Raw genomic sequence first — 23,610 nt, forward strand, 5'->3', positions numbered from 1 at the left:
CAGTGTCCAGTATCGGGGGGCCAGGTAAACCCTGGCAGAACCGCCAATTGTAAGCTGCTTCGGGGCAATATGCGGCAACAGTTGTCGGTTAGTCGTTGCGTGCGCCACCAAAATAGCCGCAGCCGCGCTGGACCTGGCCGTTGATACGCAGCTCGGCGCCCAGGTGTTGCACGCTGCCGTCAACACTGTCGGTGCAACGCTGTGGGGCAACCCATAGCTCTATGCGTTGATTGTTGGCTTCAGTGGACAGGGAAAAACGGCCATCACCGATCTGTTCTTCAACATAAGGCAGAGCCAGATCTGGCTGGCCTTCGCGTTTAAGTACCATGCCCTTGCCCCCGGCTTGTACCTCCCATGCCGGGCCATTGCCGTTGGCGTGTACGGTCAGTTGCTTGAAGTTTGGGTCCTGGCAGGCGCTGCTGCTGCGTTCAAGACGATAGAGCTGTTGCACCTGGACTTCACCGTCCGCACCGGGGGTTTTGCTGGCGACAAAACTGCCGCGAATATCGGCGAACAACTTGCCCGGTTTATTGGGCATATAAGAAGCGTCCTGCACCAGAGTGGTGTCGGCGCTGTCGCGCACCTCATAGCGCTGCTGGCCGACGCACGGTTGGAACACCAGATGATCACCGGATGAAACCAGCTCACCTTGCAGGCGGGTCAGGCCAGCGGTGGTGTCAGCTGGCTTGCTGTTGAGCAGTTGGCAGCCCGCAAACAGGGGCAGCAGGGCAAACAAAACCAAGGGACGAACAGCACGCATCATTGGGACTCCTGACTAGAGCCGCCACGTTACTCAGGCTGGCGGTGCATCACAAGAGGTTCACCTTCTGTAGTCGCTGCCGCAGGCTGCGATTGGAGCTGTGGGTTCTTCAAGAAAACGGCTTGCTTCGCAACCCTTCGCAGCCTGCGGCAGCGACTACAGAGCTCGGCTCAACCCACTATGTAGGTTTGCCCGGTTTGCAGGCCTTCGACACTTTTTGCGTAGGCCAATGCCACATCCGCGCCTGCTACAGGTTTGAAACCACGGAAGTACGGCGCGTACTTGCCCATCGCCTCTTCCAGTACCGTAGGGCTCACCGAGTTGACCCGCAGCCCGCGCGACAGCTCAATGGCCGCTGCTTTTACAAAGCCGTCGAGTGCTGCGTTGACCAGTGCCGCCGAACTGCCCGTGCGAATCGGCTCGCGATTGATGACACCGCTGGTGAAGGTGAACGAGGCGCCATCGTTGGCAAACTCGCGACCAATCAGCAGCAGGTTGACTTGCCCCATCAACTTGTCCTGCAGGCCCAGGGCGAAGTCGCTTTCGCTCATGTCTTCCAGTGCGGCGAACTTAACGTTGCCAGCGGCACAGACCAGCGCGTCGAAGCGTCCGGTCTGTTCGAACAGCTTGCGAATCGAGGTGCTGTCGCTGATATCGACCTGAAAATCGCCACTTTTGCGGCCAATACGTACGATCTCGTGGCGCGATGACAGCTCGCGATCAATGGCTGAACCGATGGTGCCGTTAGCGCCGATCAACAGGATTTTCATACTGTGTTCCTTCATGGATGAGGTGAGTGCTTAGTCTAGTGCTGGTTTTTTAGCGGGATAAGCGCACTAATTGGCAACCTTTGGTTTTCATATGGAAACAATCCATGAGCGAAATGGATGACTTAGCGGCATTCGCGGTGTTGATCGACGCGGGCAGTTTTACCTTGGCCGCCCAGCAATTGGGCTGCAGCAAGGGGCAACTGTCCAAGCGCATCAGCCAGCTGGAGGCACAGTTTTCGGTGGTGTTACTGCACCGCACCACCCGGCGTTTGAGTCTGACGGCTGCAGGTGCTGCGTTACTGCCCCAAGCCCAGGCACTGGTCGTGCAAGTGGAGCGGGCGCGTCAGGCATTGGCCCGCCTCAAGGACGATATGGCGGGCCCGGTGCGTATGACCGTGCCCGTATCCTTGGGCGAAACCTTTTTTGATTCACTGCTGCTGGAATTCTCCCGCGAATACCCCCAGGTGCAGATCGAACTGGAGCTCAACAACAGTTATCGAGATATGGCGCGGGAGGGGTTTGACCTGGCGATCCGCTCGCAGGTCGCCAGCAACGAGCGGCTGGTCGCAAAGCTTGTACTCAACTGGCACGAGATCACCTGCGCCAGCCCGGGCTACCTTGAGCAACACGGCGAACCAGCCACGCCGCAGCAACTGGTCGAGCATAGCTGCCTGTTGAACAGTCACTACAGCGGTCGTGAAGAGTGGCAGTACCACCTACAGCATGAACTGCACCGTGTTCGGGTCTCGGGGCCATTTGCCAGCAATCATTACAGTCTGCTGAAAAAAGCCGCGGTGATCGGTGCAGGTATCGCACGTTTGCCGTCGTACATGCTCAATGCAGAACTGGCCGATGGACGATTGCGCGCTTTGTTGCGTGACTATCAAACCCGCAGTAACCCCATGTATCTGGTTCATCCGTATCAGGGCGGTTTACCCAAGCGGACGCAGGTTTTGGCGGATTACCTTGTGGGCTGGTTCCAGCGCAGTGGTGAGGCAATTGATTTGCTTTAACGAAAATGTCTGGCGATCAGATGATCAATCGACAACGCTCCCGGGCCTTTGGCCATTAGGTACAACAGAATCGCGATCCATGTACCGTGAGTGGGGTAGGCGTCCGGGTACACGAATAACTGAATGGTCAGCGTCATCCCCAGCAGTGCCAGCGCTGAAAAACGTGTGGCAAGCCCTAGCAGGATCAGCAGCGGGAAGAAGTGTTCACTGAAAGTTGCTGCGTACGCGGCTATTTCTGGGGGCAGCAGCGGGACTTTGTATTCCGTGCTGAACAAGTACACCGCTGAGTCGGCCAAGCGTGGCATACCGAGTTGAAAGGTGCCATTTACCAGATCTATAGCCAGGCCCTCGACTTTAGTCTGGCCGGACTTCCAGAACACCGCGGCGATAGAAAACCGAGCGACAAAGGCTATCAGCGTGTGGGGGATGCGTTGCATCAGTCCGATTAAACGGCGTATCTGGCATGTGGGCGTTGCATTGGGGTTCATGGCGATACCTCAGCGGTGGGGTTTAGGCCGGTGATGGCGTCATGGCTGATCAGCAGCGCCAGAGCCTGGCCCAGATCAAAATCAGGGTCGGCTTCCAGGGCCTGGCAAGCGGCCAGCTCCAGGGCCCGGCCTTCCTTGAGCCCGTCCACGAACGCTGCACACCCGCAGCCAACTGCGAACACTTCCACCCGTAATCCGTTGCGTAGCACCACGGCGCTTTGTAGCTGGTACGGGTCAAGGCCATGGATTTGGCCCTGGTGTTGATGTGCGGTCCATAGAGCGGCTATGGCGTAGGTCGAGTGCAGGCTTGCGACGCCAGGATGCAGTTGCAGGCACAACTGGCCCAGGCTGTCGGGATTGTTGAGCGCGTGGATCAATAAGTGCGGGTCCACCGCGCAGGCGTCTGCGGCGTGAAAGGCCTGGACGCACAAAAGCTCCAGGCGTGCGACATCCGCCAAGTAAGGCACGCTGCTGGCGGATGCGAAACCCTCGACAAAATCTGCGAACTGGACGCCATAGGTGCTCATTACAGGGCTTTTTGGCGGGAACTCTTGAATAAATGCCCGCGCCATGGCCTGAAAAAAAACGTCGCCAACCAGCTGCCAAACGACCGGGTAGCTCGTGGCCAGTGCGTTGATCAGGCCGCTGTGGACATTGTTGCGATAAACCGCAAAACGACGCTCAATGTCGCCGTTATGGCAGGAAATACCTTGCGGGTAAGGCGTATCAGGATCGAGCAACGCTGCGCTGAAAGCATCTTGCATATTCATGGTTGCACCTGTGAGCTGCTCAGATACCGCTCGGTAAGTCGTGCTTCCTTGACCAGTTCGGCGAGTGCAGGCAGATGGTTGTCGCGCTCGATCAGGGTGGCCATTGGGCCAGTTCGTTCCAGTGTTCGTTGGTACAGCGTCCACACGGCTTGATCGACGGGTGATCCGTGATTGTCGATAAGCAGGCGCTCGCCAAGGCTATCGATCTCTTCGGCAAAACCTGCCAGGTGAATCTCGCCAACAGCCCGTAGCGGCAAAGCATCGAGGTAGGCAAGGGGATCACGGGCGTGGTTGATGCAGGACACGTACAGGTTGTTAACGTCCAGCAAGAGGCCACAACCACTGCGGGTGATGACTTCGCGGATGAAGTCGGCCTCGTCGAAATGGGCCTCGTCGAACTCAATATAGGTTGCGGGATTTTCCAGCAGGATTTGGCGCTGCAACAGATTCTGGACCTGATCAATGTGCGCGCATACCCGTGTCAACGTGGCGGTGTCATAACGTAAAGGCAGCAGGTCATTCAAAAAATACGGCCCGTGGGAAGACCATGCCAGATGTTCGGAAAACATCAGGGGCCGGTAGCGGTCGAGCAATGTGCTTACGCGTTGCAAATGCTCGGGATTGAGCGGGCTTTGGCCCCCGATCGACATACCGACGCCGTGTATCGACAGGGGATACTGTTCGCAAATCAGGCTCAGGTAGTGGTGGAACGGGCCTCCGGCGACCATGTAGTTTTCGGCGTGTACTTCAAAGAACCCGACGTCAGGCCGGGTGGCGAGTACATCCTGGAAATGTTCGGCCTTGAGCCCCAGCCCCGCACGCGGCGGGAGCTGCGGCGCACGAGGCGCGATGAGCGAAGCAAGCGGGCTATGCATCATCAGCACTCAGTGTACGAATCAGGATTTGGCTTTGTAGGCAGCCATTTGGCCAAAGCCGGTAGGCGATGTGCTGCTGGAGGTTTTTTCGCAGGTGCCTTTTGGTACGAGTTTCCAGGCATCGGCCTGATTATCTACCTTGGCGGTTCCTGCACAGGTAGTGCCTGCCCCTGCGGCGCAATCGTTATGGCCTTTCATGGCAACCCCGAAGCACTTCTCCATATCGCCAGCAGCCTGAGCGGGCAGGGCGGCGATACTCAGGGCGGAACCCAGAGCAAGCGCCAGTGCAGCGGCGGACAGGGTGCGGGTAGTTTTGTTGTTCATGGTGATTCTCCAGATCCCGGTAGCGATTGCTGCCGGCTTACCAAACTAGAGAAGCGAGATCGAAGGTTGTTACAGCCAATTTAAAATATTTTATGCAGCCGCTGATTCGACAGCGGCTTGTATGTTGGCGCTAAACCGTTTTTCGTAGGGGTCTGTGACGTCTGCGATGCATTTTGCTTTTGCTGGAGCCACACGAATGTCCAGACGACGCGAATGCCCATCACAGAAGGCCGAACGCTGGTGCTGTTATGGGGGTGGCGCGGCAGGACGCCGCGCCAGCCGCGATGGGCCATGGATGGCCCGTCGCGGCGTGCCCCCATGACAGTGACGGAGTGAGGGAACCACCGAGCCTGGGCGAGGCGGCCGAATGGTAGGGCAAGCCTTTTTGGTTACTTTTTCGGCGTTTGGAAAAAGTGACCCGCCGTAAGGGCGGAACCCGTAGAAAGTCGTGACACATCGAATGGATATGTACTCGGCATCGCTGCGGGCGCATCGCAAAACAACTGGCACACGGGGTACATATCCGGCATTCGCGGTTAACTGAAATGATGGTTTCGCTTTTACAGCGAGGCACTTTTGTCAAACAGCCACAAAAGTACCCAAAAGGCCTTGCCCCAGCGTACGGCCCTCGCTGCGCTCAGGTGTCCCTCACTCCGGTCCCGCTCCGTGGGCATGCCGTGACGGGCCATCCATGGCCCAACACGGCTCTCCCGGCATCCATGCCGGTCGACCCACTACGCAGAACCTGCGCTCGGCCTCCCGAAGGGCAGGCAGATCAAAAACCAGTGCAAAAACAAGATCAACGGCCCGCCGAGGCGGCCTACAGGCCGACCTGTTTAGCGAAGCACATTTCTCTAAACAGGCCGGTTGGCAACAGAGTATCTACAGGGTTTGGCTGTCCCGCTTCGTAGCAGTTGACGAGTAGAACGAGGCTACGTTCGGCGTGATGCGGCACTCCGGCGTAGCCGTCGCAAAATCAAACATTGCGGTGTGCCAGTCGACCCTGGAACTCATGTTTACGACGACTGCGTCGCCGGACGCAGCAACGTTCCTTCGCCAGCTGCAGAAAACTCAGTAGGGGACTATAAAAAACGGCCCCGAAGGGCCGTTTTGTGTCGCAGGCAGGTTTAGCCGCCCAAGTACGCGTCACGCACTTTTGGATCGCTGAGCAATTGCTCGCCAGTGCCTTGCATGACCACCCGGCCGTTTTCCAGCACGTAGGCGCGGTCAGCGATTTTTAGCGCCTGGTTTGCGTTTTGCTCCACCAGAAACACCGTTACGCCTTCATCTCGCAGTTGTTCGATGATGTCGAAAATCTGCTGAATGATGATCGGTGCCAAACCCAGTGATGGTTCATCCAGCAACAACAGCTTGGGCTTGCTCATCAATGCGCGGCCAATGGCGAGCATTTGCTGCTCACCACCGGACATGGTGCCGCCCCGTTGTGTGAAACGTTCTTTCAGGCGCGGGAACAAGTGCAGAACCTTGTCCATTTGCTCTTCGTATTCCTGCTTCTCGGTAAAGAATCCGCCCATGGCGAGGTTCTCTTCCACAGTCAGACGAGCAAACACCCGGCGCCCCTCAGGCACAACGGCGATGCTTTTGCGCATGATCTGCGCCGAGCTCAGCCCCACCAGTTCCTCACCCAGATAACGAATACTGCCGCTGTGGGCTTGCGGCGAGCCGCACAAGGTCATCATCAGGGTTGATTTGCCAGCCCCGTTGGCGCCGATCAGGGTGACGATCTCGCCCTGACGTACTTCAACGTTGACGCTGTGCAGGGCCTGGATCTTGCCGTAAAAGGTCGAAACGTTTTCGAATTGCAGCATTTTACGCTTCCCCCAAATAGGCTTTGATCACTTCAGGGTTGTCGCGGATCTGTTCCGGCGTCCCGTCAGCCAAAGGCGTGCCCTGGTTGATCACCACGATATGGTCCGAAATGCTCATGACCAGTTTCATGTCGTGCTCAATCAACAACACGGTCGCGTTGTGCTCATTGCGCAAAACGCTGATCAGCGCCTTGAGATCTTCGGTTTCCTTGGGGTTAAGGCCTGCCGCGGGTTCGTCGAGCATCAGGATGCGCGGGCGCGTCATCATGCAGCGTGCGATTTCCAGGCGTCGTTGCTGGCCGTACGCCAGAGTCCCCGCCGGGCGGTTGGCGAACTCGGTCAGGTTGACCTTGTCCAGCCAGTACGCGGCGTAGTCCAGGGCCTCACGTTCGCTTTTGCGAAATGACGGGGTTTTGAACAGGCCTGCCAGGAAGTTGGTGTTGAGGTGGCGGTGCTGGGCAATCAGCAGGTTCTCAACGGCTGTCATGTCTTTGAACAGGCGCACGTTCTGGAAGGTGCGGACCACGCCTTTTCGCGCAATCTCATGGCCCGGCAAGCCTTCAATCGCTTCACCGTCCAGAAGGATGCTGCCCGCAGACGGTTTATAAAAACCGGTCAGGCAGTTGAAAACGGTGGTCTTGCCGGCGCCGTTAGGGCCGATCATCGACACAACCTGTTTTTCCTTGACGGTCAGGGCCACGCCATTCACCGCCAACAAGCCGCCAAAGCGCATGCTAAGGCCGCTGACTTTCAGTAACTCGCGGCTCATTTTCGCAGCTCCAGGTGAGGACGTTGCATTGGCAGCAGACCTTGCGGACGCCAGATCATCATCAGCACCATCAGTGCTCCGAACAGCAGCATCCGGTATTCGCTGAATTCACGCATCATTTCCGGAAGCAGGATCATCACCACGGCTGCCAGGATGACACCCAGCTGCGAGCCCATGCCGCCCAGTACCACGATGGCCAGAATGATCGCCGACTCAAGGAAGGTGAACGATTCTGGAGTCACCAGACCCTGACGAGCAGCAAAGAAGCTGCCAGCAAAACCTGCAAAGGTAGCGCCCAGAGTGAAAGCTGACAGCTTGATCACGGTCGGATTCAAACCGAGGGCCCGGCAGGCAATTTCGTCTTCACGCAGTGCTTCCCACGCGCGACCGATGGGCATGCGCAGCAGGCGGTTGATGACGAACAACACCAGTAGCACCAGCACCAGCGCGATCAGGTACAGGAAAATGACCTTGTTGATCGAGTTGTAGGCGATGCCAAAGTACTCGTGAAAGGTTTGCATGCCTTCGGCAGCGGTTCTGTCGAAGCTCAGACCGAACAGCGTTGGTTTCGGGATGTTGCTGATACCGTTTGGCCCGCCGGTGATATCGGTCAGGTTACGCAGGAACAAGCGGATGATTTCGCCGAAGCCCAAGGTCACGATGGCCAGATAGTCACCGCGTAAACGCAGGACCGGGAAGCCCAGCAAGAACCCGAAGGTTGCTGCCATCAAGCCAGCCAGCGGCAAGCAGATCCAGAAGCTCAGGCCGAAGTAATGCGCGAGCAATGCGTAGGTGTAGGCACCCACGGCATAGAACCCGACATACCCCAGATCAAGCAGGCCGGCCAGCCCGACCACAATGTTCAGGCCCAGGCCGAGCATCACGTAGATCAGGATCAGCGTGGCAATGTCCACGGCACCGCGGGAGCCATAGAACGGCCAGATCAGGGCAACCACCACCAAACCGAGAATGATCCAGCGCTGGGTGCTGGGCAGGGTCAGGAAGTTGGTGGCCTTGGCAGGCACTTTTGGAAGGCTGGGGGAGCTTTTCCAGGCCGAGGTCAGTTGCTGGTTGAAAAACACGCGCACAAACATCAGCAAGGAGCAGATCGCGATCACGCTCAGGGTAAAGGTGCTGGTGTTGTGAACTTCGATGTTGATCCCGACGATAGTCAGTTTCAGACCGAGTACCGGGTAGGCGACGGCCCAGACCAACAGGGCGCTGAAGAGCGCCGACTTAAGATTCCTAGTCATACTTTTTCAATCTCCGGACGCCCCAAAATGCCGGTCGGACGGAACAGCAGCACCAGCACCAGCAAGCCAAAAGCCACTACGTCTTTGTACTGGTCGCCGAAGATATCGGCACCAAAGGCTTCAGCCACACCAAGTACCAGGCCACCGAGCATCGCGCCAGGAATACTGCCAATACCGCCCAATACCGCAGCGGTGAAGGCTTTAAGGCCTACCAGGAAACCTGCGTTAGGGTTGATCACACCGTATTGAACGCTGATCAACACTGCCGCTACGGCTGCCAGGGCTGCACCGATCACGAAGGTCAACGCAATCACGTTGTTGGTATTGATACCCAACAGGTTGGCCATTTTCATGTCTTCGGCGCAGGCGCGGCAGGCGCGACCCATGCGTGAGCGAGAGATGAACAGGGTCAGGCCTAGCATTGCGAGGAAGGTGACGACGAAGACCACGATTTGCATGTAGGAGACGATAACTTCACTAGCGCCTCCAGGGCCAAAGGTGAAGCCGCCTGGAATCAGGTTAGGGATCGATTTGTCTTTTGAGTCCTGTGCCAGTAGTACGGTGTTTTGCAGGAAGATCGACATACCGATGGCGGAAATCAATGGGATCAGGCGATTACTGCCACGCAATGGACGGTAGGCAACCCGTTCGATGCTGTAGCCGTAGGCGCTGGTGACCACAATGCTGGCAATAAACGCGGCAGTCAGCAGAAGTGGCACGCTGTCCAGACCCATCATGGTCAGACCGGCGATGGCGATAAACGCAATATAGGAACCAATCATGTACACCTCGCCGTGGGCGAAGTTGATCATTCCAATAATGCCGTAAACCATCGTGTAGCCGATGGCGATCAGGGCATAAGTGCTGCCAACGTTGAGGCCGTTAACCAGCATTTGGAAGAAGTGATAGATGTCAGGCATTACAAAGCTCCTAAAAACCTGAGACGCATTTCACTGGTGGAGTCATTTTCCGGCCCGGGCTATATGGGTCTTCACCCACTTGGAGCACAGGTCTTCTGCCAGCGAACCGCTGGTGACGGTTTTAAAGATTTTCAGGTGGGCAGACTTTCGGATCACGAAAGCGCAGCCCCATTTCCACGAACCAAAGACCCGTAAAACAAAACCCACCGCTTGTGCAGTGGGCTTTGTTGTCAGGTCGGGAACCGACCCTTACTGAGGGCTTACTTCAGTTTTAGGTTTGCCGAAGTGCCATTCGTAAACCACGAATTTGAAATCTTCCACGTCGCCTTTGGAGTCAAACTTAAGGTTGCCGGTAGGGGTTTTGTAGGTGCCTTTGTGGATCGCTTCAGCGACTTTGGTCGGGTCATCGCTTTTGGCTTGCTCGATACCGCCGGCAATCACTTCAACCGCTGCGTAAGCCGGGAACACGAACGGGCCGGTAGGGTCTTGCTTCTTGGCAGCAAAGGCATCAACCAGAGCTTTGTTGGCTGGATCGGCGTCGAATGCTTTTGGCAGGGTAACCAGCAGGCCTTCGGAAGCGCCCTGGGCGATTTGCGAGATGGACTCGTTGCCCACGCCTTCAGGGCCCATGAACTTGGCGTTCAGGCCTTTTTCTTTAGCCTGGCGAAGGATCAGACCCAGCTCAGGGTGGTAGCCGCCGTAGTAAACGAAGTCGACGTTGGCTTGCTTGAGCTTGGCAATAACCGAGGAGTAGTCTTTTTCGCCAGCGTTGACGCCTTCAAAGACAGCGACCTTGACGCCTTTGTCTTCCAGGGTCTTTTTAACGGCGGTGGCGATGCCTTCACCGTATTGCTGTTTGTCGTGCAATACCGCGACGACTTTCGGCTTAACGTGATCCGCGATGTAGTTACCGGCAGCAGGGCCTTGGGCGCTGTCCAGACCGATGGTGCGGAAGATCATTTTGTAACCGCGAGCGGTGATTTCCGGGCCGGTGGCGGCCGGGGTAATCATGATGATGCCTTCGTCTTCGTAAATGTCCGAAGCTGGCTGAGTGGAGCTGGAGCACAGGTGACCGACTACAAATTTGATGCCGTCATTGACGACTTTGTTGGCAACGGCAACCGCTTGTTTCGGGTCGCAGGCGTCATCGTAGTCAACCGCTTCAAGCTTTTTGCCATCAACACCGCCCTTGGCGTTGATTTGTTCGATGGCCATTTTTGCGCCAGCAAACTGCATGTCGCCGTACTGCGTCAGAGGCCCGGTTTTAGGGCCGGCGATACCGATCTTGATGGTGTCTGCGGCAAATGAATGGCTGGCGAACCCGGCCAAAACCATAGCGGCAAACAGTTTAGTAATCTGCTTCGTAGCCATCTTTATTGGTGCTCCACTCTTCTGTTGTAATTTTTATAGTCCTGGAAGCCAAGGCAGCCGGACCGGGTCTTCTTTTAGCGAAATGCCCGGCCAATCCCCCCTGCAACTGTACCGGTACAGTGTAGAGCGCCGGTTTAGCGCTTGAATAGCGGGCTGCCGGGGGAATAAACAGGAAATGTCGCTTAAACGTAAGAAAGAGACAGAATAGCGGCGGATTAGGCTGTTGATAGTTATCAGAATGTTGCCAGATCAACGTGGCGGTCCTTTGCCTTCTACTCTTTCTCCGTTCCTTTGCCTGAAAAACCGGGTTTTTCTACCGGGTGTGCGGCGTTATCATGGCGCCGATTTTTTTCCCCGGTGAAACCCATGAATCAAGAACCTAGCACCCTCTATGCCAAGCTGCTTGGCGAGACCTCAACTATTGAATGGAAAGCCTTGCAGCCCTTCTTCGCCAAAGGTGATTTGCTGTGGGTTGAACCAGAGCTGGACTTGATCGAAGCGGCGCAGGCCGTGACTCAGGATGATGCAGAGAAAGTCGCGGCCTGGATGGCGTCCGGGGTGCTTGGCAGGATGACGGAGGCACAGGCGCTAGACGTTCTTGAGCGGGACCCGCAGCTCTGGGCTGTAGTGGTTTCGCCGTGGGTGATGGTCCAGGAAAGGGCGCAAAAATAACTGCGCGCACCAAACAGGAGCATTTAGTTGCACTGATTTGACGAGCGCGGAGTGTGTAGCTGAGTAACCCGGCTGCAGGTAGTGGCAATTTGCCGTAGAGAAACGCCACAGTTGGTACTGTGGCGTTTTTTTATGCGTGGATGGCAGCTGTGCCGCTACTGGCGGGTGAGTACAAACGTGGTGTGATCCGCAGCAGGCACCGGCCGTTTGTCGAGCTGTTCGAGAATCTCTTGCAGCGCCTCGAAGGGAACGGGGCGACTGAGCAGATAGCCCTGGATAAAGTCGCAACCAAACTGGTTCAGGAATTCGAATTGCTGGGTGGTCTCCACACCTTCAGTGACTACTTGCAAGTGCAGGGTGTGGGCCATGAGGATAATGGCCTGGACGATCTCCATGTCCTGACTGGAGGTCGGTATGTCCTGGATAAAGGAGCGGTCTATTTTCAAGGTATTGAGCGGTAGACGTTTCAAGTAGGCCAAAGATGAATAGCCGGTACCGAAATCGTCAATGGACAGCGACACGCCAAGTGCCCGGATCTGACGTAACAACTGCGAGGTGCTGCTCAAGTTGCACATCAGGGCGTTTTCGGTGACTTCCAGTTCCAGTCGATGCGCAGCGATGCCCGAGGTGCGCAGAGCGCTTTCGATTTCGTCGGCCAGCTCCACCCGCACCAGATTGCGCGCCGAGCAATTCACGGCAATCCCCAGATGCTGCCATCCCTGCCGGGAAAGGGCTGCGAGGTCATGACAGGCTTTGCGCAACACCCAATGGTCCAGCTCGGCAATCAGCCCGTTAGCCTCGGCGATGCTGATAAAGCGGTCCGGGCCAAGCAAACCGTGTTCGGGATGCTGCCAGCGCACCAGAGCTTCGAGTTTGGCGACACGGCCGTTCTTTAAGTCAAAGATGGGCTGGTAATGCAGGAACAGTCCTTTGTCTTCATTGAGCGCGTTGCGCAGCTCTTCTTCTATCTGCAATTCAAGGGATGCACGGGTTTTAAGGTTTGGGCTAAAAAAGGTCAGATTGTTACGCCCGTTGCCCTTTGACTGGTAAAGCGCCAGGTCGGCATGTTTGAGCAACTCAGCGCTGGTGATACCGTCTTGCGGAAACACACTGATGCCAATGCTGGTGGTCATTACCATCTGTCTTCCAGACAGCTCGATGGGCTCTTTCAATTTGAGCATGATGCGATGGCCCATGCTTTGCGCTTCATCGTGGTGGCTAAGGTTGATCAAGATACAGAACTCGTCACCGCCGAAACGCGCAACGACATCATCGTGGCTGCGAGTGGCATGTTTGATGCGGGCCGCGATCACCTTGAGCAGTTCATCGCCCGCGTCGTGGCCCAGGCTGTCATTGATGCGTTTGAAGTGGTCAATGTCGAGAAACATCACGGCCAACTTGCTGTTTCTGGCGGTGCAATCAATGAGCTTTTCTGCGAATAACTGGTTGAAACCCCGTCGATTGATCAAGTTAGTCAGAGGGTCGTAATGAGCTACCTGCTGCAATGAGGCGCGCGCCTGGTCGAGTTGGCTGAGCAAGGCGTTTACCCGTCTCAGGTCGTGCTCCTTGAGTTGCAGCTTTTTGTCGACGATCGCGGCGCTGATGCAACTACCAATCAACAACAGCGCAATCAGGGCGACCACTAGAGCCAGTTGCCAGTTCTTGCTGTCGGCATCTGACTGGCTCGCCGGTGTATCGCCGAATGCCGACATGCTGAAGAAGCAAGCGCAGAGCAGAATCCCGGCCGCAGCCATGCACAGGGCATATTTGAACAGTTGATGCAGCAAACCAGTGCTTGAGCGCCAAGTTGTGATGTGATTGAACACTTGCACAATCACCAACGCTGCGATCAAGGCGGTCAGCAGTGAGCCAACGCCCACCGCCAGGCTGTAACGAGATTCTAGGGGGGATTCAAACGCCAGCAGGCAGATGGTGTACATGGCCCAGATACCGGTCGCCAAGCAGCTGACACTGATCCATCGCCAAACGTTTTTAGCGGCTGCTTTTTCTGCATTGGCGCAGCGGTCGAGCAGGTTAAGCGTGGCCAGGCACGCAGTACAGGCAACCAGCCAGGCGAGAAATACCAGATAGGGGCTGTAGCCGCCGATCAACAGCAGTTGCGCGTTATCTGAAGGCTCACCCAGAAGTTGCAACCCTAGCCTTTCCATTGCACGCCTCGGCAATCCAGATGTGCTAGTCGAAAGTTGCTAGCTTGGGATCAAGTATAGAAGCTGGATTGAGGCAGGCAGGGGTAGTGGCAAAATGATAGTGATCATTTTGTTATTAGGGCGGTGGTTTATAGTCAGTTACGTCATATCTGAACGGTCAGAAATGTGGGAGCGGGCTTGCTCGCGATAGGATCAATGTGGTGAAACTGAATCACCGCGTTGATCCTATCGCGAGCAAGCCCGCTCCCACAGGTCATGGGTTTTTAACCCGCTACCAGCACGCGAATGGCTTCAAGGCGCAAGGCTGCTTTTTCAAGCATGGCCAGGCTTTGTTCACGCTGCTTGCGCAAGGCAACCAGTTCGCTGTCCCGAACGCTTGGGTTGACCGCTTGCAGGGCGGTCAGACGTGCCAGTTCTTCTTCGGTGTCGGCGGCCAGACGGCGCTGCGCTTCGGCCACGCGCTCAGCATGGCGGGGTGCAATCTTGGCTTCACCGGCATTGATCTTTGGCGTCAGCTGATCGCGCTGGGCCTGAACGAACTTGTTGGCGCTTGCACGGGGCACGCTTTCCAGTTGCTCATTCAGGGTGTCGAAAGCCACGCGGGACGACAGGTCGTTACCGTTGGCATCGAGCAGGCAGCGCAGGGCGGCAGGGGGCAGGTAGCGACCCAGTTGCAGTGAACGCGGGGCTACCACTTCACTGACGTAAATCAGCTCGAGTAACACGGTGCCAGGCTTGAGCGCCTTGTTCTTGATCAGGGCGACGGCGGTGTTGCCCATCGAGCCTGACAGCACGAGGTCCATGCCGCCTTGCACCATCGGGTGTTCCCAGGTGATGAACTGCATGTCTTCGCGTGACAGGGCCTGGTTGCGGTCGTAGGTGATGGTCACACCCTCGTCGTCGCCCAGCGGGAAGCTGGCGTCGAGCATTTTTTCGCTTGGCTTCAGGATCAGCGCGTTCTCGGAATGGTCTTCGCTGTCGATGCCAAAGGCGTTAAACAGGGTTTCCATGTAGATCGGCAGGGTGAACTGATCGTCTTGCTCAAGGATCGCTTCAACCAGCGCTTCGCCTTCGCCCGAGCCGCCGGAGTTAAGCTCCAGCAAGCGATCGCGGCCAGTGTGCAGTTCTTGCTCAAGACGCTCGCGCTCAAGGCGCGCTTCGTCGATCAGTGCCTGCCACTCGTGATCGTCCGCAGCTTCAAGCAACGGCAACAGGCGTGGGCCGAACTGGTGTTGCAGGGCGTTGCCGGTCGGGCAGGTATTGAGGAAGGCATTTAGCGCTTCGTGGTACCACTGGAACAGACGCTGTTGCGGGCTGGTTTCAAGGTACGGCACGTGCAGTTCGATGATGTGCTTCTGGCCGATACGGTCCAGACGGCCGATACGCTGCTCCAGCAAGTCCGGGTGGGATGGCAGGTCGAACAGTACCAAATGGTGGGCAAACTGGAAGTTACGGCCTTCGCTGCCGATTTCGGAACAGATCAGCACTTGCGCGCCAAACTCTTCATCTGCGAAGTAGGCCGCTGCGCGGTCACGTTCAAGAATGTTCATGCCTTCGTGGAAGACCGTTGCAGGAATGCCGGAACGCACGCGCAGGGCGTCTTCCAGATCCATAGCGGTTTCGGCGTGGGCGCAAATGACCAGTACTTTGGTGCGCTTGAGCATTTTCAGGGTGTCGGTCAGCCACTCAACCCGAGGGTCAAAGCGCCACCAGCGTTCTTCATCACTGGCATCAGGCTGGGACTGGAAGCTGACTTCCGGGTACAGCTCGGCGTGTTCGCCCAGCGGCAGCTCAAGGTATTCGGCCGGGCACGGCAGCGGGTACGCGTGCAGCTTGCGCTCCGGGAAGCCCTGGATCGCAGCGCGGGTGTTACGGAACAGGACGCGACCGGTGCCGTGGCGATCAAGCAGCTCGCGGACCAGACGGGCGCTGGCCTCTGCATCGCCATCATTGACGGCGGCCAGCAGGGTATCGCCTTCGGCACCGAGGAAGCCGTGGATGGTTTGATGAGCTTCGGGTGACAGGCTGCCTTTATCCAGCAACTCCTGAACGGCTTGAGCCACCGGGCGATAGTTTTCGCTTTCGGCGCGGAACGCGGCCAGATCGTGGAAACGGTTAGGGTCCAGCAGGCGCAAGCGCGCAAAGTGGCTGTCCTGACCCAGTTGCTCTGGCGTTGCGGTAAGCAGCAGTACGCCCGGGATTACGCCGGCGAGCTGTTCAACCAGGCCGTACTCGGGGCTGACGTTGTCTTCATGCCACACCAAATGGTGCGCTTCGTCGACCACCAGCAGGTCCCAGTCGGCATCAAACAGCGCGGCCTGGGCCTTGGGGTCGTCAACCAGCCATTCCAGGGCAACCAGTGCCAGTTGGCAGTCTTCGAACGGGTTGCTGGCATCGCTTTCGATAAAGCGTTCTTCATCGAACAGCGCCACTTCGAGGTTGAAGCGACGACGCATCTCGACCAGCCATTGGTGCTGCAGGTTTTCCGGGACTACGATCAATACGCGGTTGGCGCGGCCACTGAGCAGTTGGCGGTGAATGACCAGGCCGGCTTCAATGGTTTTGCCCAGGCCTACTTCGTCGGCCAGCAAAACCCGTGGAGCAATACGGTCTGCCACTTCGCGGGCAATATGCAGTTGGTGTGCAATAGGTTGCGCACGCACCCCACCCAGGCCCCACAGCGGCGACTGCAGCTGACGGCTGGTGTGTTCAAGGGTGTGGTAGCGCAGCGAGAACCAGGACAGCGGATCGATTTGACCGGCAAACAAACGGTCGCTGGCCAGACGGAACTGGATAAAGTTCGACAGTTGGGTTTCTGGCAGGGTCACGGGTTCGTTTTGCTCGTTGAGGCCGTGGTAGACCATCAGGCCGTCGACGTCCTCGACTTCGCGCACGGTCATCTTCCAGCCTTCGAAGTGGATGATGGTGTCACCTGGCGAGAACCGAACACGCGTGAGCGGTGCGTTGCGCAGCGAATATTGGCGGGTTTCGCCAGTGGCCGGATAGAGCACGGTCAACAAGCGACCGTCCTGTGCCAGAACGGTGCCTAAACCTAGCTCTGCTTCGCTGTCACTAATCCAGCGTTGCCCCGGTTGATACTGCTGCGCCATGCTGCCTGACTCCCGCTTTGAAAAAGCCGAGTATATTAACGGATCAGTGGCCCCAGTCCAAAGGACTCTCATAAAAAGCTGCCCGGCATAAAAGAAGCCAATGCAGTTATCGACGAACGGCCCACCGCTACAGGTTGCCGTCGCCGACAGCCAGAAGACAGGAGAACAATAACTATGTTGCCGTCAATCTTGCCGCTGGGTGCCGTACCCGTGACCTCCGCACAGGACCCCGTGCGTCCTCGACCCGACATTCCGCCCGTGGCGCCGGCCCAAGCCAGTTCCAGTGAATGTGCCATTGATCTGAAGAACAACGATGCCGATCAGACCACGCTGCTGTTGCGCGAAGAGCAGCAGCGTCAACATGACAAACGTCGTCGTGAAGCCCGGGAGCAGGAAGGGGGAGCGCAAGCAAGGGCCGAAGACGGTGTGCCGGTTGCGCCCGTGGTTGATGGCCTCCAGCGCCAGGGGGTGTGGGTCGATATCAAGGTGTAGGTTTTTTTTCTGGTCAGCGCGTAGCTCGCATCGCATTATTGGCGCACTGAAACACACTGACAGTGGTCTGATTGTTTATGAGCCAAGACACCAAGCTGGTCGATCTGGGCGCCGAGCGCGCCAAACGAGTACACGACCTCAATGAAAAACGCTTGATCGAAGTGCGCAACGCATTTGAACAGGCAATGCCGTTGGCAAAAGCTGCGAAAAAGCCGAAGAAAAAACCGAAAAAGCGCTGAACTGCCTGTTTTCGATGATCTGCGTCAAATAATCCCCTCAACTGAGCACTGGCCGTGGATCACTATTGATCCCGGTCAAGTTGTGCGCCTATGCAAGTGATTAATCTAGCTTCAACAGACACACAATCAGACTTGCGCAGGAGGCCGTCATGTTTCTCGATAATGTGGTTATCGCCGGAGTTCTTACGGTCGGCCTCATGGTGTTGTTTTTCGCAGGTCTGGGCATTTTTATCTGGAAAGACTCCCAGAAGCGCAAATAGCGCCGAGTCTTTTTAGTGAATGAGCACGCAAGGCATTTTGGGCGACTTCGGTCGCCTATTTTTTTGCCTGTGCGTTTTGTCTACAGCATTTCACCCCTCTGAGGGAGCTAGCCTGCTCGGGAAAACCTCAAGTAGATCGCGACTTTCCAGTCAATGCACGCTGATGCTCATATCCTTCGCGAGCAGGCTCGCTCCCACAAATTGTTGCGGCATAAAAAAAGGTACGGCCCGTGAGGAACGTACCTTTTTTGTTCGTCGCTGAATCAGGCGAGAGCTTTGGACGCCAGCCAGAACAGTGTCGCAGACAGTGCGATGGTGGCCGGTAAGGTCAGCACCCACGCCATCAGGATGGTCTTGATCGTGCCACCTTGCAGGCCGCTTTTGTTGGCGACCATGGTGCCCGCCACGCCCGACGACAGAATGTGCGTGGTCGATACGGGCAGGGAGAAGATGTTGGCCATACCGATTGCGAAGGCTGTGGTGATCTGAGCTGCCATACCCTGGGCATAGGTCATGCCCTGCTTGCCGATCTTCTCACCGATGGTTTTAACCACGCGTTTCCAGCCAACCATTGTGCCCAGGCCCAAGGCCAGTGCGACGGCCAGAATCACCCAGAACGGGGCGTATTCAGTGGTGGCGGTCAGGTCTTTGCGCAGTTTTTCGAGGTCCGCTTTTTCGCGGGAATCAAGCACTGGCAATTTGCTGACTTTCTTCGCCGTGTCATCCAGGCAAAGCAGGTAGCGACGGATCTCGATACGTTTTTCAGCTGGAATCGAGTGGTAGTCTGCTACGCCTTTAAGCGAGCCAAGCAGCGCCTCGATGGTCGGTTCGGTTTGCTGCGGGTTGCAGCTGAACTGATCCGGCAAGTCGCCTTTTACGCTTTTGCCCAGCGCCAGGAACTCGGTCAGCGACGCATTGTTGCGCTGATAGAACTGGCTCAGGTGCAGGGTGGCGTCACGGGTTCGTTCGATCTGGTAAGTGGTGCTGTTCAGATCCAGAACGAACGCGCTTGGCACGATGCCGATCAGTACCAGCATGATCAGGCCGATGCCTTTCTGGCCATCGTTGGAGCCGTGAACAAAGCTGACGGCCATGGCCGAGATCACCAGAACGAGACGGTTCCAGAACGGCGGATGCTTTTTGTCGTCCAGCTTGCGGCGTTGCTCCGGAGTCTTGTGCATCTTGGATGCAGGACGCCACCACTTCAGGGCGATCAACACCAGGCCAGCAACCAGGAAGCCGGCCATTGGCGAGAACACCAGCGAGGCGCCAATATCGATCGCCTTCTGCCAGTTAACCCCGTCGCTTACCGGAATGCCGCTGATCAGGGCATTGGCCAGACCTACGCCCAGGATCGAACCGATCAGGGTGTGGGAGCTTGACGCGGGAATCCCGAAATACCATGTTCCGAGGTTCCAGGTGATGGCCGCTGCAAGCAAGGAGAACACCATGGCCAGGCCATGTCCGGTGTTCACATTGACCAGCAGCTCTACCGGTAGCAGGTGGACGATGGCATAAGCCACGCCGACCCCGCCCAGCAGAACGCCGAGGAAGTTGAACACACCGGAAAAGAACACCGCCAGATGAGGCGGCATGGCTTTGGTGTAGATGACTGTCGCAACCGCGTTCGCGGTGTCATGAAAGCCGTTGATGAACTCAAACGCGAGAACAAAGGCTAGGGCGAAGAAGAGGCTGATAAGAACCCAGGCGTCCAATCCGCTTAATAGATCGATCATGAAGGTTTTCTGACACGGTCATAAAGGGGGGCGGATTATGCCAGAAAACCCCGGTAATCAATGCACTAGCTGCCCGTTGGTAACATCTATAAATGAAAAAACTCGTAAGGGGCTTCTATAAATAGGCGTAGGAAATTCCCTTCAAACCACTGATACCAAAGGCTATAGGGGGTTTCGAAGGGCACGCTCAAGCGCTTGCGCTGGTCTGATCCGACTACATGAAATTTATCAAATCAGAGGTTGCTGCGGGATCGGTTTGGGCTCTTACATTGCCAGCAGCCACATCCGTTCATGCAAATGGCGGGTGCGCAAGGGGCAGCAAGCCGTTGTCTGTACAGATTTTCAGACGCTGGTCAGGGCTCTTCGGCTTTGAGTTCTTTTTCGATTTTCTGGATTTCTTGGGTGAAAGCCTGGTCGAGCAGACTGGCACGTTTGCGCCAAGGTTTACGCCCGGGCTCTGACTGAGCGGCGTAGGTCGTCACTTCGCCACCATAAACATCCTTGAAACGTTGTTCCTGACGCTCAAGTTCTGCGCGCAGTTCGTCTTTCGTCACTGTCTTACCTAATTGAGTTGAGATTAAACCTGGTGAATCACCGTGCAGGGAGGTTGATTCATATGACGAATGATAGGCGATAAGGCAATTGCCTATTTATAACGTCACGCTTAAATAAACCACGCGATGCACTCGGGCACGTCATCAACTAACACATGAACGTCGCCGTTGGTAAGTGTTCACCCCGCAGGGAAACAACACACGATGCACATTACGGTAGCGCCATGAGTCTCTATTGAACTCAACGAGTTGGTTGGATCCAATCTTTCGCACAGGCTTGAGCTTGTGCGCTCAAAAACGTTCGGCCCTAAAGTGCTATTACTATCGCCGAATAACTTTACGTCCGTCAACTTCCCAGTGAGTGCAGTGTTATAAATGGGTGTGAATTATCGAACAGTCCGGTCGTGTCACTCTATTAATGCGCTCCCCGGTAGTTGGACAATCAAGTTATTTAACCCTCTGGCTGAACTTAACCTGACTCGATATAAAATAGACGTTTTCTATCATTGCTCCGTATGTTTGCGCGGGGCTAATGACTTCAATTAATGCCGGGAGAACGTATGACAGGCTAACCAGGGGCTGTCGAAGAGGGTTGAGATTGCGATTATCGGCCAACGGTTCGATAATCGCCCGGCGTGCCATAACTATAAATAGCTGAAGCTGGGGGTTGGGAATGAATGATCAACTGCGCAATGGCGTAGCCAGTATCGCGCCACCGATTGTGGCGTCACCGGCCAAGCGTATACAGGCATTTACCGGCGACCCTGACTTTATGTCGTCGCTGGCCCGAGGCCTGGCGGTCGTGCAGGCGTTTCAGGAGCGCAAACGGCATCTGACCATTGCGCAGATCAGCCATCGCACTGAAATCCCGCGGGCCGCAGTGCGCCGCTGCCTGTACACCCTGATCAAGCTCGGTTATGCGACCACCGATGGCCGAACCTATTCCTTGCTGCCTAAAGTGCTGACCCTGGGCCATGCCTATCTGTCGTCGACGCCGCTGGCGGTAACGGCCCAACCGTATCTGGACCGCATGAGCGAACAATTGCACGAGGCGTGCAACATGGCGACCCTCGAAGGCGATGACATCCTCTACATCGCCCGCTCGGCAACGACCCAGCGCCTGATCTCGGTAGATCTGTCGGTAGGTGGCCGTCTGCCTGCCTATTGCACCTCGATGGGACGCATCCTGCTGGCAGCGCTGGATGATGTGACGTTGCACGAATACCTGGCCCACGGTGAGTTCCAGGCTAAAACCAGCCGTACCCTGCACACACCCGAGGCCTTGCTTGAATGTTTGCAGCAAGTGCGGGAGCAAGGCTGGTGTGTGGTCGATCAAGAACTGGAGCAAGGCCTGCGCTCGATTGCCGTGCCGGTGTATGACGCTTCCGGGCAAGTGCTGGCAGCCTTGAACGTCAGCACTCACGCGGGTCGGGTTACTCGCACCGAGCTTGAACAGCGCTTTTTACCGATCATGCTCAGCGCAAGCCGTGAGCTGAGTACCCAGTTGTTCAGTTGATGCAGCAGCTACTAAGCGTTCGATAAACGCACACTTAAGCGTTTATCGAATTGCGTGCTGGCAGTGCGCTGCTTAATGTCGCCTCAGCGCCCCGTTCGAAGTCCGCTGCGCGTTCTTCGGCACCTGGCCAAAATAATAATGAAGAGGCTACACGCCATGAGCACCCCAATCTGTCCGTCATTGACGCAGTCACTGCACAGTCGCCCGAAGATTCGCTGATCCCCCGATAGTTTTTAGTGTGAGCCGCCAGCCTCTGGCCGGTTTTTGTTCGCCCTGGTTTTTACTCGGTATAAAAATAATGAATTCACCCCAGTCTCCCGTCGGCAACTGCCTTGATGTGCAGTCCTTCATCAATGCTCAACCCTTGTCACGCTACCAGTGGCGCGTGGTGATCCTGTGTTTTCTGATTGTTTTCCTCGATGGCCTGGACACCGCTGCAATGGGCTTTATTGCACCGGCGCTGTCTCAGGACTGGGGCATAGACCGCGCCAGCCTGGGGCCGGTCATGAGTGCCGCCCTGATCGGCATGGTGTTTGGTGCGTTGGGTTCGGGGCCGCTGGCGGACCGTTTTGGTCGCAAAGTGGTGCTGGTGGTCGCGGTACTGGTTTTTGGCGGGTTCAGCCTGGCGTCGGCCTACAGCACCAACGTTGATCAATTACTGGTGTTGCGCTTTTTGACCGGTTTGGGACTGGGGGCCGGGATGCCCAATGCCACCACGTTGCTGTCGGAGTACACCCCTGAACGCCACAAGTCCTTGCTGGTGACCGGCATGTTCTGCGGCTTCAACCTGGGCATGGCCGCAGGCGGGTTTGTCTCGGCCAAGCTGATCCCTATGTATGGGTGGCACAGCCTGCTGCTGATCGGCGGGGTGTTGCCGCTGATCCTGACCCTGGTTTTAGTGGTGTGGTTGCCTGAATCGGCGCGTTTTCTGGTCGTACGCAATCGCAGTATTGAGCTCGTGCGCAAAGCCTTGGCCCCGATCAATCCGGCAGTTGTGGCTCAAGCTGCAAGCTTCAGTGTGCCGGAGCAAAAGACCGTCAAGGCCCGCAACGTGTTTGCGGTGATTTTTTCCGGCACCTACAGCACGGGCACCTTGTTGCTGTGGCTCACCTATTTCATGGGGCTGGTGATTGTGTATCTGCTCACCAGCTGGCTACCGACGTTGATGCGTGACAGTGGCGCAAGCATGGAGCAGGCGGCATTCATTGGCGCTCTATTCCAGTTCGGCGGGGTGCTGAGTGCGGTGGGTGTGGGATGGGCGATGGACCGATTCAATCCGCACAAGGTGATCGGCATTTTCTACCTGCTGGCCGGGGTGTTTGCCTACGCTGTGGGCCAGAGCCTGGGCAACATCACCCTGCTCGCCACCCTGGTGCTGGTGGCCGGTATGTGTGTGAACGGTGCGCAATCGGCAATGCCTTCTTTGGCTGCACGTTTCTACCCGACCCAAGGCCGCGCCACGGGGGTGTCCTGGATGCTTGGCATTGGTCGCTTCGGTGCAATTCTGGGTGCATGGATGGGCGCGACGCTGCTGGGACTGGGCTGGAACTTCGAGCAAGTGCTGACCGCGCTGGTGATTCCTGCCGCTCTGGCAACCGCTGCGGTTTTGATCAAGGGCATGGTCAGCCATGCGGACGCAACCTGATCGTTGTCGTGCTAACTATGTGTTCGATTAACGAACACATAGTCGATTATCGGATTGTTTGAGCGAAAGCTGCGGC

Annotated in this window: 22 protein-coding genes; 7 read left to right on the top strand and 15 right to left on the bottom strand. The window is 56.7% G+C overall.

Annotated elements, in window-relative coordinates; all coding sequences use genetic code 11:
* Nucleotides 1-88 precede the first annotated feature (88 nt).
* Entirely contained in the window at nucleotides 89-760 is a 672-nt protein-coding gene (locus tag RGV06_RS19580; RefSeq protein WP_037032015.1) for a COG3650 family protein, read from the bottom strand.
* Between the two features lie 170 nt (nucleotides 761-930).
* The gene (locus RGV06_RS19585; protein ID WP_048351082.1) at nucleotides 931-1,530 is read right to left on the bottom strand and encodes a short chain dehydrogenase; all 600 of its coding nucleotides are present in this window, start codon (nucleotides 1,528-1,530) and stop codon (nucleotides 931-933) included.
* 104 nt (nucleotides 1,531-1,634) lie between these two features.
* On the opposite strand from RGV06_RS19585, the gene RGV06_RS19590 reads away from it, so the two are divergent.
* The gene (locus RGV06_RS19590) at nucleotides 1,635-2,543 is read left to right on the top strand and encodes a LysR family transcriptional regulator (protein WP_046809843.1); all 909 of its coding nucleotides are present in this window, start codon (nucleotides 1,635-1,637) and stop codon (nucleotides 2,541-2,543) included.
* On the opposite strand, the gene RGV06_RS19595 is transcribed toward RGV06_RS19590, so the two are convergent.
* The 9 genes from RGV06_RS19595 to RGV06_RS19635 all read right to left on the bottom strand — a co-directional run bounded on the left by RGV06_RS19595 (nucleotide 2,540) and on the right by RGV06_RS19635 (nucleotide 11,148).
* A complete protein-coding gene (locus RGV06_RS19595) occupies nucleotides 2,540-3,031 on the bottom strand; it encodes a DoxX family protein (RefSeq protein ID WP_322150966.1) in 492 nt (163 codons plus the stop codon). The genes RGV06_RS19590 and RGV06_RS19595 overlap by 4 nt on opposite strands.
* Nucleotides 3,028-3,801 (bottom strand): DNA-binding domain-containing protein, encoded by a 774-nt coding sequence (locus RGV06_RS19600; RefSeq protein ID WP_019823469.1) that lies wholly within the window; start codon nucleotides 3,799-3,801, stop codon nucleotides 3,028-3,030. The genes RGV06_RS19595 and RGV06_RS19600 overlap by 4 nt, the downstream gene beginning before the upstream one ends.
* The gene (locus RGV06_RS19605; RefSeq protein ID WP_416194564.1) at nucleotides 3,798-4,679 is read right to left on the bottom strand and encodes a DUF692 domain-containing protein; all 882 of its coding nucleotides are present in this window, start codon (nucleotides 4,677-4,679) and stop codon (nucleotides 3,798-3,800) included. Before RGV06_RS19605 ends, RGV06_RS19600 begins: the two co-directional genes overlap by 4 nt.
* Nucleotides 4,680-4,697: 18 nt before the next feature.
* The gene (locus RGV06_RS19610; RefSeq protein WP_019823465.1) at nucleotides 4,698-5,000 is read right to left on the bottom strand and encodes a DUF2282 domain-containing protein; all 303 of its coding nucleotides are present in this window, start codon (nucleotides 4,998-5,000) and stop codon (nucleotides 4,698-4,700) included.
* Nucleotides 5,001-6,127: 1,127 nt separating this feature from the next.
* Nucleotides 6,128-6,829: an ABC transporter ATP-binding protein gene (locus RGV06_RS19615; protein ID WP_019827885.1), complete on the bottom strand. Its 702-nt coding sequence runs from the start codon at nucleotides 6,827-6,829 to the stop codon at nucleotides 6,128-6,130.
* A 1-nt stretch (nucleotide 6,830) separates the two neighbouring features.
* Entirely contained in the window at nucleotides 6,831-7,598 is a 768-nt protein-coding gene (livG, locus tag RGV06_RS19620; protein ID WP_019827884.1) for a high-affinity branched-chain amino acid ABC transporter ATP-binding protein LivG, read from the bottom strand.
* Nucleotides 7,595-8,851: a high-affinity branched-chain amino acid ABC transporter permease LivM gene (locus RGV06_RS19625; protein WP_019827883.1), complete on the bottom strand. Its 1,257-nt coding sequence runs from the start codon at nucleotides 8,849-8,851 to the stop codon at nucleotides 7,595-7,597. Before RGV06_RS19625 ends, livG begins: the two co-directional genes overlap by 4 nt.
* The gene (livH, locus tag RGV06_RS19630) at nucleotides 8,848-9,771 is read right to left on the bottom strand and encodes a high-affinity branched-chain amino acid ABC transporter permease LivH (RefSeq protein ID WP_016779736.1); all 924 of its coding nucleotides are present in this window, start codon (nucleotides 9,769-9,771) and stop codon (nucleotides 8,848-8,850) included. The genes RGV06_RS19625 and livH overlap by 4 nt, the downstream gene beginning before the upstream one ends.
* Before the next feature lie 249 nt (nucleotides 9,772-10,020).
* Nucleotides 10,021-11,148 carry a branched-chain amino acid ABC transporter substrate-binding protein gene (locus RGV06_RS19635; RefSeq protein WP_088500085.1) on the bottom strand — a complete coding sequence of 376 codons (1,128 nt, stop codon included), beginning with the start codon at nucleotides 11,146-11,148 and terminating at the stop codon, nucleotides 10,021-10,023.
* A gap of 360 nt (nucleotides 11,149-11,508) precedes the next feature.
* Between RGV06_RS19635 and RGV06_RS19640 the strand changes: the two genes are divergently transcribed.
* Nucleotides 11,509-11,814 carry a DUF2288 domain-containing protein gene (locus tag RGV06_RS19640; RefSeq protein ID WP_019827881.1) on the top strand — a complete coding sequence of 102 codons (306 nt, stop codon included), beginning with the start codon at nucleotides 11,509-11,511 and terminating at the stop codon, nucleotides 11,812-11,814.
* Between the two features lie 155 nt (nucleotides 11,815-11,969).
* Here RGV06_RS19640 and RGV06_RS19645 read toward each other — a convergent pair whose 3' ends face one another.
* A complete protein-coding gene (locus RGV06_RS19645) occupies nucleotides 11,970-13,982 on the bottom strand; it encodes an EAL domain-containing protein (RefSeq protein WP_322150971.1) in 2,013 nt (670 codons plus the stop codon).
* Nucleotides 13,983-14,245: 263 nt separating this feature from the next.
* A complete protein-coding gene (gene rapA, locus RGV06_RS19650; RefSeq protein WP_322150973.1) occupies nucleotides 14,246-17,092 on the bottom strand; it encodes an RNA polymerase-associated protein RapA in 2,847 nt (948 codons plus the stop codon).
* Nucleotides 17,093-17,266: 174 nt separating this feature from the next.
* Here rapA and RGV06_RS19655 point away from each other — a divergent pair, with 174 nt between their 5' ends.
* From RGV06_RS19655 to ccoM, 3 genes are all read left to right on the top strand, one after another.
* Nucleotides 17,267-17,584: a hypothetical protein gene (locus RGV06_RS19655; RefSeq protein WP_019827878.1), complete on the top strand. Its 318-nt coding sequence runs from the start codon at nucleotides 17,267-17,269 to the stop codon at nucleotides 17,582-17,584.
* Nucleotides 17,585-17,661: 77 nt separating this feature from the next.
* Nucleotides 17,662-17,823 carry a hypothetical protein gene (locus RGV06_RS19660; protein WP_019827877.1) on the top strand — a complete coding sequence of 54 codons (162 nt, stop codon included), beginning with the start codon at nucleotides 17,662-17,664 and terminating at the stop codon, nucleotides 17,821-17,823.
* Between the two features lie 149 nt (nucleotides 17,824-17,972).
* A complete protein-coding gene (gene ccoM, locus RGV06_RS19665) occupies nucleotides 17,973-18,083 on the top strand; it encodes a cytochrome c oxidase subunit CcoM (protein ID WP_016779744.1) in 111 nt (36 codons plus the stop codon).
* 263 nt (nucleotides 18,084-18,346) lie between these two features.
* Here ccoM and RGV06_RS19670 read toward each other — a convergent pair whose 3' ends face one another.
* A complete protein-coding gene (locus RGV06_RS19670; RefSeq protein WP_019827876.1) occupies nucleotides 18,347-19,819 on the bottom strand; it encodes an inorganic phosphate transporter in 1,473 nt (490 codons plus the stop codon).
* Between the two features lie 353 nt (nucleotides 19,820-20,172).
* Nucleotides 20,173-20,373 (bottom strand): hypothetical protein, encoded by a 201-nt coding sequence (locus RGV06_RS19675; protein ID WP_019827875.1) that lies wholly within the window; start codon nucleotides 20,371-20,373, stop codon nucleotides 20,173-20,175.
* A gap of 673 nt (nucleotides 20,374-21,046) precedes the next feature.
* Here RGV06_RS19675 and pcaR point away from each other — a divergent pair.
* The gene (pcaR, locus tag RGV06_RS19680; RefSeq protein WP_019827874.1) at nucleotides 21,047-21,889 is read left to right on the top strand and encodes a pca regulon transcriptional regulator PcaR; all 843 of its coding nucleotides are present in this window, start codon (nucleotides 21,047-21,049) and stop codon (nucleotides 21,887-21,889) included.
* A gap of 298 nt (nucleotides 21,890-22,187) precedes the next feature.
* Nucleotides 22,188-23,534 carry an MFS transporter gene (locus RGV06_RS19685; protein WP_046809436.1) on the top strand — a complete coding sequence of 449 codons (1,347 nt, stop codon included), beginning with the start codon at nucleotides 22,188-22,190 and terminating at the stop codon, nucleotides 23,532-23,534.
* Nucleotides 23,535-23,610 lie beyond the last annotated feature (76 nt).

This window comes from Pseudomonas sp. CCI3.1 (assembly GCF_034313985.1).
Taxonomy (GTDB): Bacteria; Pseudomonadota; Gammaproteobacteria; order Pseudomonadales; family Pseudomonadaceae; genus Aquipseudomonas; species Aquipseudomonas psychrophila.

Excerpts from the sequence above, each read along its gene's own strand:
- RGV06_RS19605 (WP_416194564.1), bottom strand. The coding sequence starts at position 4,679 with ATGATGCATAGCCCGCTTGCTTCGCTCATCGCGCCTCGTGCGCCGCAG.
- RGV06_RS19590 (WP_046809843.1), top strand. The coding sequence starts at position 1,635 with ATGAGCGAAATGGATGACTTAGCGGCATTCGCGGTGTTGATCGACGCG.
- RGV06_RS19685 (WP_046809436.1), top strand. The coding sequence starts at position 22,188 with ATGAATTCACCCCAGTCTCCCGTCGGCAACTGCCTTGATGTGCAGTCC.
- RGV06_RS19640 (WP_019827881.1), top strand. The coding sequence starts at position 11,509 with ATGAATCAAGAACCTAGCACCCTCTATGCCAAGCTGCTTGGCGAGACC.
- RGV06_RS19600 (WP_019823469.1), bottom strand. The coding sequence starts at position 3,801 with ATGAATATGCAAGATGCTTTCAGCGCAGCGTTGCTCGATCCTGATACG.
- RGV06_RS19655 (WP_019827878.1), top strand. The coding sequence starts at position 17,267 with ATGTTGCCGTCAATCTTGCCGCTGGGTGCCGTACCCGTGACCTCCGCA.
- RGV06_RS19585 (WP_048351082.1), bottom strand. The coding sequence starts at position 1,530 with ATGAAAATCCTGTTGATCGGCGCTAACGGCACCATCGGTTCAGCCATT.
- livG (WP_019827884.1), bottom strand. The coding sequence starts at position 7,598 with ATGAGCCGCGAGTTACTGAAAGTCAGCGGCCTTAGCATGCGCTTTGGC.
- RGV06_RS19615 (WP_019827885.1), bottom strand. The coding sequence starts at position 6,829 with ATGCTGCAATTCGAAAACGTTTCGACCTTTTACGGCAAGATCCAGGCC.
- ccoM (WP_016779744.1), top strand. The coding sequence starts at position 17,973 with ATGTTTCTCGATAATGTGGTTATCGCCGGAGTTCTTACGGTCGGCCTC.
- RGV06_RS19595 (WP_322150966.1), bottom strand. The coding sequence starts at position 3,031 with ATGAACCCCAATGCAACGCCCACATGCCAGATACGCCGTTTAATCGGA.
- RGV06_RS19610 (WP_019823465.1), bottom strand. The coding sequence starts at position 5,000 with ATGAACAACAAAACTACCCGCACCCTGTCCGCCGCTGCACTGGCGCTT.
- livH (WP_016779736.1), bottom strand. The coding sequence starts at position 9,771 with ATGCCTGACATCTATCACTTCTTCCAAATGCTGGTTAACGGCCTCAAC.
- RGV06_RS19580 (WP_037032015.1), bottom strand. The coding sequence starts at position 760 with ATGCGTGCTGTTCGTCCCTTGGTTTTGTTTGCCCTGCTGCCCCTGTTT.
- pcaR (WP_019827874.1), top strand. The coding sequence starts at position 21,047 with ATGAATGATCAACTGCGCAATGGCGTAGCCAGTATCGCGCCACCGATT.
- rapA (WP_322150973.1), bottom strand. The coding sequence starts at position 17,092 with ATGGCGCAGCAGTATCAACCGGGGCAACGCTGGATTAGTGACAGCGAA.
- RGV06_RS19625 (WP_019827883.1), bottom strand. The coding sequence starts at position 8,851 with ATGACTAGGAATCTTAAGTCGGCGCTCTTCAGCGCCCTGTTGGTCTGG.
- RGV06_RS19645 (WP_322150971.1), bottom strand. The coding sequence starts at position 13,982 with ATGGAAAGGCTAGGGTTGCAACTTCTGGGTGAGCCTTCAGATAACGCG.
- RGV06_RS19670 (WP_019827876.1), bottom strand. The coding sequence starts at position 19,819 with ATGATCGATCTATTAAGCGGATTGGACGCCTGGGTTCTTATCAGCCTC.
- RGV06_RS19660 (WP_019827877.1), top strand. The coding sequence starts at position 17,662 with ATGAGCCAAGACACCAAGCTGGTCGATCTGGGCGCCGAGCGCGCCAAA.